The sequence below is a fragment of the Pectobacterium wasabiae CFBP 3304 genome (genome assembly GCF_001742185.1).
Taxonomy (GTDB): Bacteria; Pseudomonadota; Gammaproteobacteria; order Enterobacterales; family Enterobacteriaceae; genus Pectobacterium; species Pectobacterium wasabiae.
The window spans coordinates 2996420-3010157 of sequence record NZ_CP015750.1 but is presented as its reverse complement, the minus strand read 5'-3'; the positions used below and the strand labels follow the sequence as shown (position 1 = coordinate 3010157).

At 50.5% G+C, this 13738-nt stretch carries 15 protein-coding genes and 2 pseudogenes; 9 read left to right on the top strand and 8 right to left on the bottom strand.

Translation table 11 applies throughout. The annotated features are described in order from the left end of the window. Positions 1-41: 41 nt before the first annotated feature. Positions 42-524 (bottom strand): annotated as a pseudogene (gene rppH, locus A7983_RS13680) (RNA pyrophosphohydrolase); the annotation flags it as partial. A gap of 696 nt (positions 525-1220) precedes the next feature. Here rppH and mutH point away from each other — a divergent pair. From mutH to A7983_RS13665, 3 genes are all read left to right on the top strand, one after another. Further along, on the top strand, positions 1221-1913 hold the full coding sequence (gene mutH / locus A7983_RS13675) for a DNA mismatch repair endonuclease MutH (RefSeq protein ID WP_005975856.1): 693 nt from the start codon (positions 1221-1223) through the stop codon (positions 1911-1913). Between the two features lie 109 nt (positions 1914-2022). Beyond that, on the top strand, positions 2023-2241 hold the full coding sequence (locus A7983_RS13670; RefSeq protein ID WP_005975855.1) for a YgdI/YgdR family lipoprotein: 219 nt from the start codon (positions 2023-2025) through the stop codon (positions 2239-2241). Between the two features lie 205 nt (positions 2242-2446). Next, positions 2447-3508, top strand: a complete 1062-nt coding sequence (locus A7983_RS13665; protein ID WP_005975852.1) for an NADP(H)-dependent aldo-keto reductase — start codon at positions 2447-2449, stop codon at positions 3506-3508. A 77-nt stretch (positions 3509-3585) separates the two neighbouring features. Here the strand turns inward: A7983_RS13665 and A7983_RS13660 are convergent, their stop codons facing one another. The 3 genes from A7983_RS13660 to trmB all read right to left on the bottom strand — a co-directional run bounded on the left by A7983_RS13660 (position 3586) and on the right by trmB (position 5479). Next, on the bottom strand, positions 3586-4299 hold the full coding sequence (locus A7983_RS13660; protein ID WP_005975850.1) for a YggN family protein: 714 nt from the start codon (positions 4297-4299) through the stop codon (positions 3586-3588). A gap of 114 nt (positions 4300-4413) precedes the next feature. Further along, positions 4414-4758 carry a YggL family protein gene (locus A7983_RS13655; RefSeq protein ID WP_005975848.1) on the bottom strand — a complete coding sequence of 115 codons (345 nt, stop codon included), beginning with the start codon at positions 4756-4758 and terminating at the stop codon, positions 4414-4416. A 1-nt stretch (position 4759) separates the two neighbouring features. After that, positions 4760-5479, bottom strand: coding sequence for a tRNA (guanosine(46)-N7)-methyltransferase TrmB (trmB, locus tag A7983_RS13650; protein ID WP_005975846.1), 720 nt, complete (start codon positions 5477-5479; stop codon positions 4760-4762). A 165-nt stretch (positions 5480-5644) separates the two neighbouring features. Here trmB and mutY point away from each other — a divergent pair, with 165 nt between their 5' ends. Genes mutY through mltC form a run of 3 tightly spaced genes read left to right on the top strand, consistent with a single transcriptional unit; the run spans position 5645 to position 8146 of the window. Then, entirely contained in the window at positions 5645-6751 is a 1107-nt protein-coding gene (gene mutY, locus A7983_RS13645) for an A/G-specific adenine glycosylase (protein WP_005975844.1), read from the top strand. Next, positions 6748-7020, top strand: a complete 273-nt coding sequence (locus A7983_RS13640) for an oxidative damage protection protein (protein WP_005975842.1) — start codon at positions 6748-6750, stop codon at positions 7018-7020. Before mutY ends, A7983_RS13640 begins: the two co-directional genes overlap by 4 nt. Positions 7021-7072: 52 nt before the next feature. Further along, a complete protein-coding gene (gene mltC / locus A7983_RS13635) occupies positions 7073-8146 on the top strand; it encodes a membrane-bound lytic murein transglycosylase MltC (protein WP_005975839.1) in 1074 nt (357 codons plus the stop codon). Positions 8147-8180: 34 nt separating this feature from the next. On the opposite strand, the gene A7983_RS23945 is transcribed toward mltC, so the two are convergent. Continuing rightward, positions 8181-8318: a hypothetical protein gene (locus A7983_RS23945; RefSeq protein WP_156105176.1), complete on the bottom strand. Its 138-nt coding sequence runs from the start codon at positions 8316-8318 to the stop codon at positions 8181-8183. A 58-nt stretch (positions 8319-8376) separates the two neighbouring features. On the opposite strand from A7983_RS23945, the gene A7983_RS23490 reads away from it, so the two are divergent. Beyond that, a complete protein-coding gene (locus A7983_RS23490) occupies positions 8377-8661 on the top strand; it encodes a helix-turn-helix domain-containing protein (RefSeq protein ID WP_005975837.1) in 285 nt (94 codons plus the stop codon). Here A7983_RS23490 and A7983_RS13630 read toward each other — a convergent pair. Continuing rightward, positions 8624-9666, bottom strand: a pseudogene (locus tag A7983_RS13630) (alpha/beta hydrolase family protein). The gene A7983_RS23490 and the pseudogene A7983_RS13630 overlap by 38 nt on opposite strands. A gap of 559 nt (positions 9667-10225) precedes the next feature. Between A7983_RS13630 and A7983_RS13625 the strand changes: the two are divergent. Continuing rightward, positions 10226-10636, top strand: a complete 411-nt coding sequence (locus tag A7983_RS13625; protein WP_005975833.1) for a DUF2628 domain-containing protein — start codon at positions 10226-10228, stop codon at positions 10634-10636. Between the two features lie 120 nt (positions 10637-10756). Here the strand turns inward: A7983_RS13625 and A7983_RS13620 are convergent, their stop codons facing one another. Beyond that, complete coding sequence (locus A7983_RS13620) at positions 10757-11587, bottom strand: phosphoenolpyruvate hydrolase family protein (protein WP_005975831.1); 831 nt, start codon at positions 11585-11587, stop codon at positions 10757-10759. 15 nt (positions 11588-11602) lie between these two features. After that, the gene (locus tag A7983_RS13615; RefSeq protein WP_005975829.1) at positions 11603-12811 is read right to left on the bottom strand and encodes a Tm-1-like ATP-binding domain-containing protein; all 1209 of its coding nucleotides are present in this window, start codon (positions 12809-12811) and stop codon (positions 11603-11605) included. Between the two features lie 288 nt (positions 12812-13099). On the opposite strand from A7983_RS13615, the gene A7983_RS13610 reads away from it, so the two are divergent. Then, on the top strand, positions 13100-13732 hold the full coding sequence (locus tag A7983_RS13610; RefSeq protein ID WP_005975826.1) for a TetR/AcrR family transcriptional regulator: 633 nt from the start codon (positions 13100-13102) through the stop codon (positions 13730-13732). The last annotated feature ends 6 nt before the right edge of the window (positions 13733-13738 follow it).

Sequence of the window (13738 nt, the reverse complement as noted above, 5' to 3'; positions counted from 1 at the left end):
CCGCCGGGGACCGGGTGGGGGGGTGCCATACGAGCCGCGACACTCTCCTGAAGCAGGATCACCGGGTTGATAAATTCCTTCATCACGCGACGATACACATCTCGCTTAAAAGAGACGACCTGACGTACCGGATACCAGTAACTCACCCAGCGCCAGCCATCAAATTCCGGCGTGCCGCTGCTCTGCATATTGATATCCGACTCATTACACATCAACTGTAGCAAAAACCATTTCTGCTTTTGGCCGATACAGACCGGTTTTGTATCCCAACGCACCAAACGCTTTGGTAATTTATAGCGTAACCAGTTACGGGTAGATGCCAACACGCGCACATCCTTTTTTCTTAACCCGACTTCCTCAAACAGTTCGCGGAACATCGCTTGCTCGGGACTTTCTCCGGGGTTAATTCCCCCCTGCGGAAATTGCCATGAGTGCTGACCATAGCGCCGGGCCCACATCACCTGCCCCTGCCGATTACAAATTACAATACCAACGTTTGGGCGGTAGCCATCATCATCGATCACCGGACTACCTCAATAAACATCAATGCAAAGATAACCCGATTGTTTCACACTCCCGTCAGGCGGTAAACCACTGCTTAGAAAGCATGTGACACGAATAAAAGTAAGATAACCCACAGATAAGATCAAAGTTATAAACATGTGAAGACCAGAACCCGCAGTTTATTCACTTTTTCTGTGGACATCTTTGTGCAGAACCCATGAAGAAGTGAGTGAAACTCATTTTTCATGAAGAAAAAATATTACTGAAAATTAAAAAATAGTGCTTTTTATTCATTTAATTACGAACCATTTCAACCAAAAAAACGCCCCCTTAATTTTTGTTCAAATGGCACCCAATGCAAGATTGGCGAAAGATCGCACTATGCCGATTTTATCCACAGGGAATGTCTCAAACTCAGGCAATAAATAGGCAAACACAGCAAAAAGGCCGGGAGTCAAGGCTGTAAATGGAACCAGTAATTCATGTTTATGTGGGTTATCCAAGATATCTGTGGATAACCTAGTGTAAAATCCTGTTTATTGTCGGTGGCTATACGTGCACAGTTTGCAAAACCGCATTCAGTGATCGCCGTCACACTGAAAAAAAACGCTACGAATCATGCTATTATTGTTTCTCTCCACAACCTTGCAGGCTATGTATTTGTCTTTTGCATTTATTGTATTTTTTTTGAGCGGAAAAACATCGAGCTATCCCCTATGAATTCACCCTCGGTTCACGCCACAGCACCACAAAATGAACAAGCCTTGCTGGAACGTGCGCAATCCCTCGCGAGTTATAATCTCGCGGAATTAGCGGACATCGCCCGCCTCCCCCTTCCCGCCAACCTGAAACGTGATAAAGGCTGGATTGGCATGTTGCTGGAACGTTTTCTGGGCGCAAGCGCAGGCAGTAAACCCGAGCAGGATTTTCCTGACATTGGCATTGAGCTAAAAACTATCCCTATTGATGAACAGGGCAAACCGCTGGAAACCACCTTCGTCTGTGTCGCACCGTTGACAGGCAACAGCGGCGTAACGTGGGAAAGCAGTCATGTGCGGCATAAGCTCGCCCGGGTACTGTGGATCCCGGTGGAAGGCTCGCGTCACATTCCGCTGGGGGAACGCCGTATTGGTACACCACTGATGTGGAGCCCCAATGAAGAAGAAGAAGAGCAACTACGCTGTGATTGGGAAGAATTGATGGATCTGATCGTGCTTGGCAGGGTAGAAAGCATCACCGCCCGACATGGTGAAGTGTTGCAATTACGCCCCAAGGCGGCAAATAGCCGGGCATTAACAGAGGCGATTGGCGAATTTGGTCAACCGATTTTGACCCTACCACGCGGGTTCTATTTGAAGAAAACCTTTACTGCACCACTGCTGGCCCGCCACTTTATGCAGGTCGAGTGATGCATAATTAATACCTTCCAAATGCATTTTTTCCATTATTCCTACGTTATCCCACACGACCATTTGCTAGACTCACCTTAAGCGTTAGATTTCTTTATGGGTTAATACAATGAAAATACGGCTGAAAATGGCAATAACACTGGCACTATTATTCCCCCTTGCGGGCTGCTCCAGTGACTACGTGATGGCGACAAAAGAGGGGCAAATGCTCCTGACACAGGGGAAACCTGTGTTAGATAAAGATACCGGGCTGCTCAGCTATACCGATGAGCAAGGTAATCAGAAACAAATCAACAGCGACCAGATTTCCCAGATCGTGCAGCGCTAAGATGGCGGTCAGCTCGAAACGCTCTACATCGGACGGCATCATCGAGAATAATCCGAAAAGGATAACAGAAGAGACTTCCCCACCCGCCACGGCTTCGTTTATAGTCGAATTCAGGTGTGTCTTCCCAAACTCATTGGAATCGCAGCAAATCATGCGGAGATGACGGGAAATACGCCTGCTATTTTCAGACATAAGGAAGCTGGCAATGCAATATCACCGTATTCCCCATAGTTCTTTAGAAGTGAGCGTGCTGGGTCTTGGTACGATGACCTTTGGCGAACAGAACAGCGAAGCAGACGCTCATGCCCAGTTAGATCACGCCATTGCCGCAGGTGTTAACCTGATTGACACAGCAGAAATGTACGCCGTTCCTCCACGCCCGGAAACACAAGGGTTAACCGAGAGCTATATCGGGTCCTGGCTGAAGTCTCGTGGCGGACGCGAGAAATTGATTGTGGCGAGTAAAGTCTCAGGCCCTGTGCGCGGCAACGATCACAGCATTCGCCCACAGCAGGCGCTGGACAGAAAAAACATCCGCGCAGCGCTGGATGCCAGCCTGCAACGCCTGAATACTGACTATATCGATCTCTACCAGTTGCATTGGCCACAGCGCCAGACCAACTGCTTTGGCAAGCTGAACTATCAATATACTGATGACAAACCGCAATATACCGACGACAAACCGGTAGTAACGCTGCTGGAAACGCTGGAAGCACTGAATGAACAGGTGCGTGCCGGTAAGATCCGCTATATCGGCGTGTCCAACGAAACCCCATGGGGTGTGATGCGTTACCTGAATTTGGCGGAAAAACACGATCTGCCACGTATCGTATCGATCCAAAATCCCTATAGTCTGCTGAACCGCAGTTTTGAAGTTGGTCTGGCAGAAATCAGTCAGCATGAGGGCGTGGAACTTCTCGCCTATTCATCGCTGGCGTTCGGTACGCTGACGGGTAAGTATCTGAATGGTGCAAAACCCGCTGACGCACGTAATACGCTATTCAGTCGCTTCACACGTTATACCGGCCCACAGGCTCAGGCAGCGGTTGCTGAGTACGTGGCACTGGCACAGAAACACGGTTTGAACCCGGCGCAAATGGCATTGGCGTTTGTGCGTCAACAGCCGTTCGTCGCGAGTACACTACTGGGTGCGACCACACTGGAGCAGTTGCAAACCAACCTCGATAGCCAGAACCTGACGCTGGACGGCGAGATCCTTGACGAACTGGAAACCATCCACCGCCGCTTCACGTTCCCGGCACCGTAAACGCAAAAAACCGGGCATCGCCCGGTTTTCTTTAATGTTTACAGATGTACTGCAATGTTTGTCGATGTGCTGTGCGCTTACTTCAACGACTGCAACAGGCCCTTGCGCTGGTTTTCCAACGACGTGACGCGGCTACATACATCATTACCAAAGCGCTGGAACTCCAGTTCCTGATTGTTCCATTCGGCCTGAATCGCTTTCTGCAAACCGCCGAGGTTGCCCATCATCGCCTGTAGCGGGTTGCCGCCGCTGGACATCTGTTTTACGCCCATTTCGTTCAGGCTGTCCTGCAAGACGCCGCCCATGCTTTGCTGCACGATTTGCTTGCCATCTTGCTCAACCTGCTTGATCGCCTGATGGTGGAACGTCAGGCCATCACTGCGGTGTTCGATAATACGGTTCATCTGCTGTTTAAGCTGTTTATCCAGCGTGGTCAGACGATTGCGCACATTACTGTCGCTGCCAAGCTCCTGCACGATGACTTTATCCAGTGCGACTCGTGCTTTTTCAAGATGTTGCTGCGCCCCTTGGTCGATCCACGGCAGTTGCTGGCGTAAATCCGCCTGATAGGCTTTGGATTTCTGGCGCTGTTCAGCGTTCAGGGTCAATGGCGTCCCGTTACGGACGATATCGCCCTGCGGGGAAAGTTGTAAATTGCCGCTGGCACCCACGATCTGTACCTGTTGCGGACTGATAATGATGTCGTCCTGCGGATTCACGTTGCACTGGTAAGCCGCCTGCGTTTGCCAGGACAGCAACATCAACAAACCCAAGGTCATTTTACGCGACATATTTTCTCCTGAAGAAAACAACGGCAGTGGCGAGAGAGCGGCAATCCGCCCGTTGAGGAGGCGGATAACGCCTGAGCCAAAATCAGCTCAGGCATGCCTTGATAAGACCAAGGATTACAGCAGGTGTTCTGGCAGATCCCACCAGATATCGAACAGGTTGCTGACTTTCACGTCCGTCAGTTTCTGCTCTTCCAACCAGCGGCTCACCAGTTGACGATGCTCTTCGGTGCAGTGACCGATTTTTTGCAGACAGACCAGACCTTCCCAGAGCAAATAACCGCTGCCTTCAAATGCCAGCCCTTGTGGTTCAATGACGTCGTCGACGAACTTATCCATCAGCTTATCGATGTCTTCCACGCCAGTGCCTTCTGGAAAGCGGAAGCTGACCGAAAAACCTAATTCCTGAAACTCATCAATGTGAAGCTTTTTACGCAAACGACGGCTACGAGCTTGTGCCATTTTATTTTATCCTCTCAAACATCAGATCCCACACGCCATGCCCCAAACGCTGGCCGCGTGCTTCAAATTTCGTCAGCGGACGGGACTCCGGCCGCACAACGTACTCATTATTATCGGAAAGATTACGGTACTCAGCGACAGACGTCATCACTTCGAGCATGTGTTGCGCATAAGGTTCCCAGTCGGTTGCCATATGGAACACACCGCCAACTTTCAGCTTACTCTGTACCAATTCGACGAATGGCACCTGCACGATACGACGTTTATTATGGCGGGCTTTGTGCCACGGGTCAGGAAAGAAGAGCTGGACCATGGATAGTGAACCATCGGGGATCATCTTCATCAACACTTCAAGCGCATCGTGACACATCACGCGCAGATTACCGATCCCCGCTTCCTGTGCGGAAGCAAGACACGCCCCCACGCCCGGCAGGTGAACTTCAATACCGAGGAAGTTCTGTTCAGGATGCTGCGCCGCCATCGTCACCAGCGATGCCCCCATCCCAAAACCAATTTCCAGCACCACTGGCGCGTCACGACCAAATAGCGCGTTAAAATCTACCTGTTCGGTCTGATATTCCACACCCATCACCGGCCAGTAGTTATCCAGCGCCAACTGTTGCCCATTGGTCAAGCGCCCCTGACGGCGGACAAAACTGCGAATACGACGCATCGGGCGCCCGTTTTCATCAAATTCCGGTGAAATGACGTTGTTAATCATAAAGAGTGCTTACTTGCTGTCCGATTACATTAAGGAAACGCGCATTATGCAAGGATACCGCGGTTTAGCAAGCCCACTGCCTCGGAAAGTTCCGGTTTACAGCACATTCACTCTGTGCTGGAATCGCAGTCAAACTTTTTACCTGTCGGATAGTGATCCCATTTTATGATGCAAGCGCAACAGTTCGCCCATCAGGTGCTGGACTGGTATCAACGCTATGGCCGCAAAACCCTGCCATGGCAGCTTGAGAAAACTCCCTATAAAGTATGGCTATCCGAAGTGATGTTGCAACAAACGCAGGTCACTACGGTTATTCCTTATTTCCAACGCTTTATGGCACGCTTTCCCAACGTGCACGCACTGGCGGCAGCACCGCTGGATGAAGTGCTCCACCTATGGACCGGGCTGGGCTACTACGCCCGTGCGCGTAATCTACACAAAGCCGCACAGACCATCGTATCGCATCACGGTGGCGATTTCCCCACCACCTTTGATGAAGTCGCGGCGTTACCAGGCGTTGGACGTTCCACCGCAGGCGCGGTGTTGTCGCTCTCTCTCGGCCAGCATTTCCCGATTCTTGACGGCAACGTGAAGCGCGTGCTGGCACGCTGCTACGCCGTTGACGGCTGGCCGGGCAAGAAAGAAGTCGAAAAGAAACTGTGGGCGCGCAGTGAGGATGTGACACCCGCCGAAGGCGTCAGCCAGTTTAATCAGGCGATGATGGATCTCGGTGCAATGGTTTGCACCCGCAGTCGCCCCAAATGTGAACTGTGCCCTCTGAATACGGGTTGCATTGCTTACGCCAACCACAGTTGGGCACAATACCCCGGAAAGAAGCCGAAGCAGACGCTGCCGGAAAAAACGGGCTGGTTCCTGCTGATGCAGCAGGACTCTCAGGTCTGGCTGCAACAGCGCCCTACCGTGGGTCTGTGGGGCGGGCTATTTTGCTTCCCACAGTTCAGCGAACGTCAGGAATTGGAACTCTGGCTGCAACAACGCGGTCTGAATCCTGATGGATTGCAACAGCTTGTCGCGTTCCGCCACACATTCAGCCACTTTCATCTGGATATCGTTCCACTTTGGCTGAATGTATCGCCGAACGATCGTTCACAAAACAGGTCCTGCATGGATGACGGTGCAGGTCTCTGGTATAACTTAGCGCAGCCGCCGTCTGTCGGACTGGCCGCCCCAGTAGAACGCCTACTGAGGGAGCTGGCTCACCCGCAGTCAACACATTTGAATGCCTGCGCAATTGATGAGGAAGAAGCATGAGCAGAACGATTTTTTGTACTTTTTTACAACGCGACGCCGAAGGGCAGGACTTCCAGCTCTATCCCGGCGATCTGGGCAAGCGCATCTATAACGAAATTTCTAAAGAAGCTTGGGCGCAGTGGCAAACCAAGCAAACCATGCTGATCAACGAAAAGAAACTCAGCATGATGAATGTTGACGACCGTAAGCTATTGGAACAGGAAATGATCAAGTTCCTGTTTGAAGGGAAGGACGTTCACATCGAAGGCTATACGCCTCCGAGCCACTGAGATTGCGGGCTTTCGGGCCCGCTTACGTCCCTATTCCGACACGGCTTGTTATATGAAGAAAATATTAGCTCTGCTGGTGATTGCACCACTGCTGGTTTCCTGTTCGGGAAACAAAGGGAATACCAACGACGAAGAGTTTCTCAAGGATACCAATGCCTTCGATATTTTGATGGGGCAATTTGCCAACAACATCGAAAATATCTGGGGGATGAATGAAGTTCTGATCGCTGGTCCGAAAGACTACGTTAAGTACACCGATCAATATCAGACGCGTAGCCACATCAACTTTGATGCCGGCACGATCACGATCGAAACGCTTTCAGCGACCAACTCCGTCGCCAGCCTGCGTCAGGCGATTATCACCACCCTGCTGATGGGCGATGACGCCAGTAATACCGACCTGTATTCCGACGCTAACGATATCCAAATCAGCCGCGAACCGCTGCTGTACGGTCAGGTGCTGGATAACACCGGACAAGCGATCCGCTGGGAAGGTCGTGCGGCTAGCTTCGCGGATTATCTGCTCCAGAACCGTTTGCAAAAACGAACTTCCGGCCTGCACGTTATCTGGTCGGTCACGATGCAGCTCGTCCCTAACCACTTGGACAAGCGTGCACATAAATATCTACCGCTGGTGCGTAAAGCCTCTGAGCGTTACGGCATTGAAGAGTCGCTGATTCTGGCGATTATGCAGACAGAATCCAGCTTCAACCCTTACGCCGTCAGTCGTTCCGACGCCTTGGGCCTGATGCAGGTGGTGCAGCACAGCGCAGGACGCGACGTCTTCAAGATGAAAGGAAAATGGGGACAACCGAGCCGCAGCTATCTGTTCGATCCAGAACAAAATATCGATGCAGGCACCGCTTATCTGTCAATTCTGAAGAACAGCTATCTGGCAGGTATTGAGAACCCGACATCGAAGCGCTATGCCGTCATCACCGCGTATAACGGTGGTGCAGGCAGTGTATTGCGCGTCTTCTCCAGCGACCGAGATCGCGCCGTGGGCATTATCAACAATATGTCACCGAGCGATGTCTACCAAACGCTGACGACGAAGCACCCGTCTGGTGAATCACGTCGCTACCTGTACAAAGTGAGTACGGCACAGAAAAATTATCGCCGCTAATTCACCTGCTCCACAGAACGCCGCGCTACCGGGTTTATTCCGGCTGCGCGGCATCATCAGACGAACCTGCACGCCCGCAAGCTGAGCGTAGCGTTACACCGGGCCAGAAGCCGGAAGCGCCCCCCGCTACAGACGATGAGCACCAGCTTGCAAAAGCGCTAGATAATTTCATCCGCACTCATGCGCTATACACCGATCCGGGAATGACGCTTCAGCGCCTGAGCAGACGCATGGGAATCCCACTCAGGCGCCTGTCCGAAACCATTAACCGTGTTCACGGTCGTAATTTCTCGCAGGTGATGAACGAATACCGCATCGAGGAGGCCAAGCGCCTCCTCAGCCAAACAGATGCACGCATCACGGATATCATGCTGGAAAGTGGGTTTCAGACTAAATCAAACTTCAACCGCGAGTTTTTGCGGCTAACGGGTGTGAGTCCCAGCGTCTGGCGTAGTCAGTACCCACTTCAGGAACAGGCTACGGCTTCCGCCAGGCTGCCTGAAGAAAGTCACTGATATCTTTTGCCACTTCCTGATGAATCTGCTCACGCGAGCGTTCACCGCCATCGAGGCAAATCATGCCGTCTCCCGGATTCTCGGCGTTGATGATCTCAACAGCCCCCGGCTTACAAAGTTGCATGAAGCCAAAATGCGTCGCGTCAGCAATTTCTTTATACGCTGAATGCACTGACGACAGTTTCTGTACCAGATAGTGAGATTCCAGCTCGGCGGGTAGTTCTTCATTGGGATAACTGGCCGCCATAATCAAGACAGGAATATTTATTGCAGCCAGACTCTCCGCAGTAAACCCTCTTGCCAGCCCCATATCCAGCGAGACTACTGCGCTGATGCGTGGATCCGCTAATGACTTATCCAGTTGCGCACACGATGAGGCACTTTTTGCGACCTGCATCTTTTCATAAACGTTGCAGGACGCCAGCCCGACATGCATCAGGCAGTCCCGTTCAAATTGATCTGTGCTGAAACGCCCCCCGCAAGCTCAAGTGCAGTCCATCCTCCCAGCGAGTGGCCGACAGCGGCAATGCGTTTCACATCAACTCGCCCCGTTTTTTCCGGCGTAGCAAGTAATGCCGTAATAACGCGGCTGATATCCTTAGGCCGTTGCCACAATGCCTGAGCGTTCTCAAGACGCATATCTTTAGAGGTCGTTCCAGGATGATTAGGTGCGGCGACAATATAGCCTTGTTTAACCAACGCCTGCGCCAGCCAAAGCTGATTAAGCCAGTTCCCACCATAGCCGTGTGAAACCACAATCAAAGGATGTTCACCGGATTCAGGCGCAGCGCTTTTGCTCACTGCAATACCGGGAAAAACAACATTCTCACCAATTATCGTAGCCTGCTGTGATGACGAGGCAGGGTAAAATACGGCGACATCCAACGACCTATTATTAACCCCATCAGCCAGCGTTATTTGTTGAAACCCAATACCCGCATCCGCCATAGCGGTAAAACTGAGTAGTAAATTTGTTATAAACCCTATCGTGATACGCCATGTCATCGCTATTTCTCCGAAGTTTCTGCACTGTGAAAAATAGCATTTATAACAATGAATTTCTTACCGGCGCGACCTAAAACGCTATTCAGTACTTCTTTTTTCCTGAACATAAACAGAGTTGCTGAGCGATAGAGGAATCAAGAGTCGATAATAAACGCTCGATTAACACCAATAAATACCGCTATTTCTTGTTATCACATGAGGAAGTCGAGTGAAAGCAGGTGCTAATCGCAATATTAAATTTTACTTATATCAATCAATTATTCTGTATTAATGAAAATGTAAAGAATAAACCTTCATAAAAATAAACGCGCAGCAACGAGCAAAACGAGCCGCACAGGCGGTTAGCTCAACCATTAATGCGATTATAGTGACAATTACGCCAAAAAATTAGCAAACTATTAATGATAAAGAGAAATTACCACGATAAGAAATTAAAAAAACATTAGAGGAAAGCATTATAAAAAAACTTCATAGTAGCGATAAGGAAAAGCAGCCAGTAAAATCGCTACCGAAATTATTTACAGCAATATTATTCACGATACTAAATAAGGGATCTGTTATGGAAAACACCGGAGAGAAGCAATACTCGAAAAAATGGCAAACCCGCTTCTCGTTTTATAATGAGTTTGGCGCACCCAATACGCCAGCCCATAAAAATGCATTAAAAAACCTCAGTTTTTTCGAAAAAATACGGATTAACTTCAACTTTATAGCTTTCTTTTTTGGCCTAATTTACTTCTTTGTTCTTGGATTATGGCGAAAAAACCTGACGCTACTTGCTATTGCCATTGCTATTAACCTTGTTATTACTTTGATTGAAGTCATTTTCGATGCCACGCTTCCCCAACACATGAATACGCCTATCGGCTTTGCTATCAGTGTTATGTGGGCATCAGCCGCTAACTACGCCTACTACCTGAAAGAAACCCGGGACAGTAAAAGCTGGAACCCGTTTGAAGGCATGTTTTAACCTTCGGACACATAAAATACCGGCCAGCTTATGCTGGCCGTATCCCTGATATTGGCGCAAAATTTACCCGCCTTTACTCCTGCTTTAGGACATCGGCGGATATAGAGCCAAAAAAGTCTATTAACGCTTAATTTTTTTGAATTGCTGTGTCGTAGCCGTTAACGCTATTTCTGTCGGTAGCCGTTCCATGGAGCTGGCACCGTAAAAACCATCACACTGCGGGCAGTGATCCATAATGAACTGTGCATCCTGCGGCGTTGAAATCGGCCCGCCGTGGCACAGCACAATCACATCCTTACGCACGGCTTTTGCTGCATCCGCCCAGTGGTTAATCAACGGAACGCAATCCGCCAGATTAAGCGAGGTTTCCGCTCCAATATTGCCGCCAGTCGTTAACCCCATGTGTGGCACAATGATATCCGCCCCCGCTTTCGTCATCGCAACCGCATCTTCTGCACTGAACACATAGGGCGTAGTCAGCATGTCTTTTTCATGCGCCAGACGAATCATGTCCACTTCCAGCGCATACCCCATGCCAGTTTCTTCCAGATTGGCGCGGAAATTACCGTCAATCAGCCCCACGGTTGGGAAGTTTTGCACGCCAGAGAAACCCAACGCTTTCAGGTCATCCAGAAACTTATCAAACTGGCAAAAAGGATCGGTGCCATTCACCCCCGCCAGCACCGGCGTGTGCTTTACAACTGGCAGCACTTCTTTCGCCATATCCACGACGATTTCATTCGCGTTGCCATAAGCTAACAAGCCAGCAAGCGACCCCCTTCCCGCCATACGATAGCGCCCAGAGTTGTAGATCACGATCAGATCGATGCCACCCGCTTCTTCACATTTTGCGGAAAGCCCCGTTCCCGCACCACCACCGATAATCGGCTCACGGCGGGCGATCATTTCGCGGAATTTTGCCAGCAGTTCCTGACGATTTATGCCTGACATCATGCTTTCTCCCTGTTACTTCACTAACGCCCGGAACGCATCAACAGCCGCGTGGGCAAATAAAGGATCGTTAATATGGAAAGGCAGACGAATAATCTGTCGTCTTGCCGTTTGCTGGACAATGCTCTCCAACGTGCTGATAAACGCGTCACGCGCTTCGGGGTGCCAGAATGCCTGATCCGGCGCATCCAATGCGGAGAAGCCGCCTTCCGGGATCAGGAAACGCACTTCGCCTTCACAACGGTTAAGCTTCTCGCCAATCCAGCGCGCCATCGCGATGTTTTCGTCTATCGTGGTACGCATCAGAGTGACCTGCGCGTTGTGGTTGTAGAACAGGCGATGTGCGTATTTCTCCGGCACGCTGGCAGGAGAGCCAAAATTCACCATGTCCAGCGCCCCACAGGACGCCACGTAAGGCACTCGCGTATTGGCTATCGCATCAAATCGTTCCAGCCCGCAGGCCAGCACGCCATCAAACAGTAAATCACACACTTCGGTCGTGGTGAGATCGAGCACGCCAGTGAGCAAATGGCTATCCACCAGCTTTTCCATCGCTTTTCCGCCGCTACCCGTCGCGTGGAAGACCAGACAGTCAAACTCTGCCTCCAGCAATTCACTGGCTTTCTGAATACACGGCGTCGTGACACCAAACATGGTCAGGCCAATCGCGGGCTTATCTTCATGATGTTCCTGAATATGAAACTTCACGGCTCCAGCAATCTGGTGCGCGGCGTTGCCAAGAACCTGACGAGAAATACGGTTCAGACCTGCGACATCGGTAACGGAATACATCATGCTGATATCGCTGGCACCGATGTAACCGGAGATATCGCCAGAGGCCATCGTTGAGACCATCAACTTCGGCATTCCAATGGGTAACGCCTGCATAGCGGGCGTTATCAGCGCCGTACCGCCGGAACCGCCAAGCCCAAGCACACCGGCAATATCATCACGGGACAGCATGAAGTGCTCAAATGCAACGGCCATGGCGCTAATCGCCTGCCCTCGGTCATGGCAAAATACCGCCGATACGCCCTGCGGGTGGTAAGATGCCACCGTTTCTGCGCTGATATCTGTTGCATCCGACATCCGCGAATGCGTTGACAGATCGACCGTAACAGTTTTCAAGCCCGTCGCGGCAATCAGCTCGCGGACATAAACCTGTTCTTTTCCTTTAGTATCCGTTGTACTTGCAATATAAACACTGCCAACTTCACTTCCCACTTGGTATCCCTCCCACCGTTAGCGAAACAATTAACAGATTGATATAAATAACAATTACAAGAAACCAAAAACAGACAAGATTAATTTGTCGCCATATTGAGACTTGAGTATCAGAAAGACAAATCATTAAATACTCAAATGAGACAAAAGTCTCAAAATGTTATGTATGACTACACATTACCAGTAAGAAAGCTTGACGTGGCACAAGAATCACTCAATTTGCTATAGTTCAGGCGATAACGCCGTGCTGCCTGATAGCTTCCGGCCCGAAAATTCAATGAGGTCTATGTGATTGAACAGGATGAAAAACTGACATCAACACGGGCGAAAACCCGTCGTTTACTGATCGATACCGCCATGAATATGTTCGATCAAGGTATATTCCCTTCCATTACTGATGTTGCCGCTGCAGCTCAGCTTTCACGCGCGACGGCATACCGCTATTTTCCGACGCAAAGTGCGTTAGTCTCGGCCGTTGTGGGCGAAAGCCTTGGTCCCATCCTTGCGTGGCACCCGACACAACCGGATGCCAGCGAACGCGTTGCCGAACTGCTGCGTTTTGCTTACCCAAGGATGCTGGAGCATGAAGGTGCGCTGCGTGCAGCGCTGCACCTTTCGCTTCAACAGTGGGCCGACCGCCGTTCTAACCGACTGCATTCCGATACGCTGACACGCGGCAATCGTAAACGTCTGCTCAAGATCGCCACCGAACCGCTAGAAGGAAAAATCACGCCAGAGGCACAACAGCGAGTGATCTATGCCTTATCCCTCATTTATGGTTCCGAGGTTTTTCTGGTGCTGAAAGATATCTGGAATCTGGAAGAAGATAGCATTCAGGATGTCACGCAGTGGGTCGCCAAAGCCATTTTACGGCAGGCGGAAGAAGATGCCGCCGCGCAGGCCGACTCACCGAAAATATAGCGAACA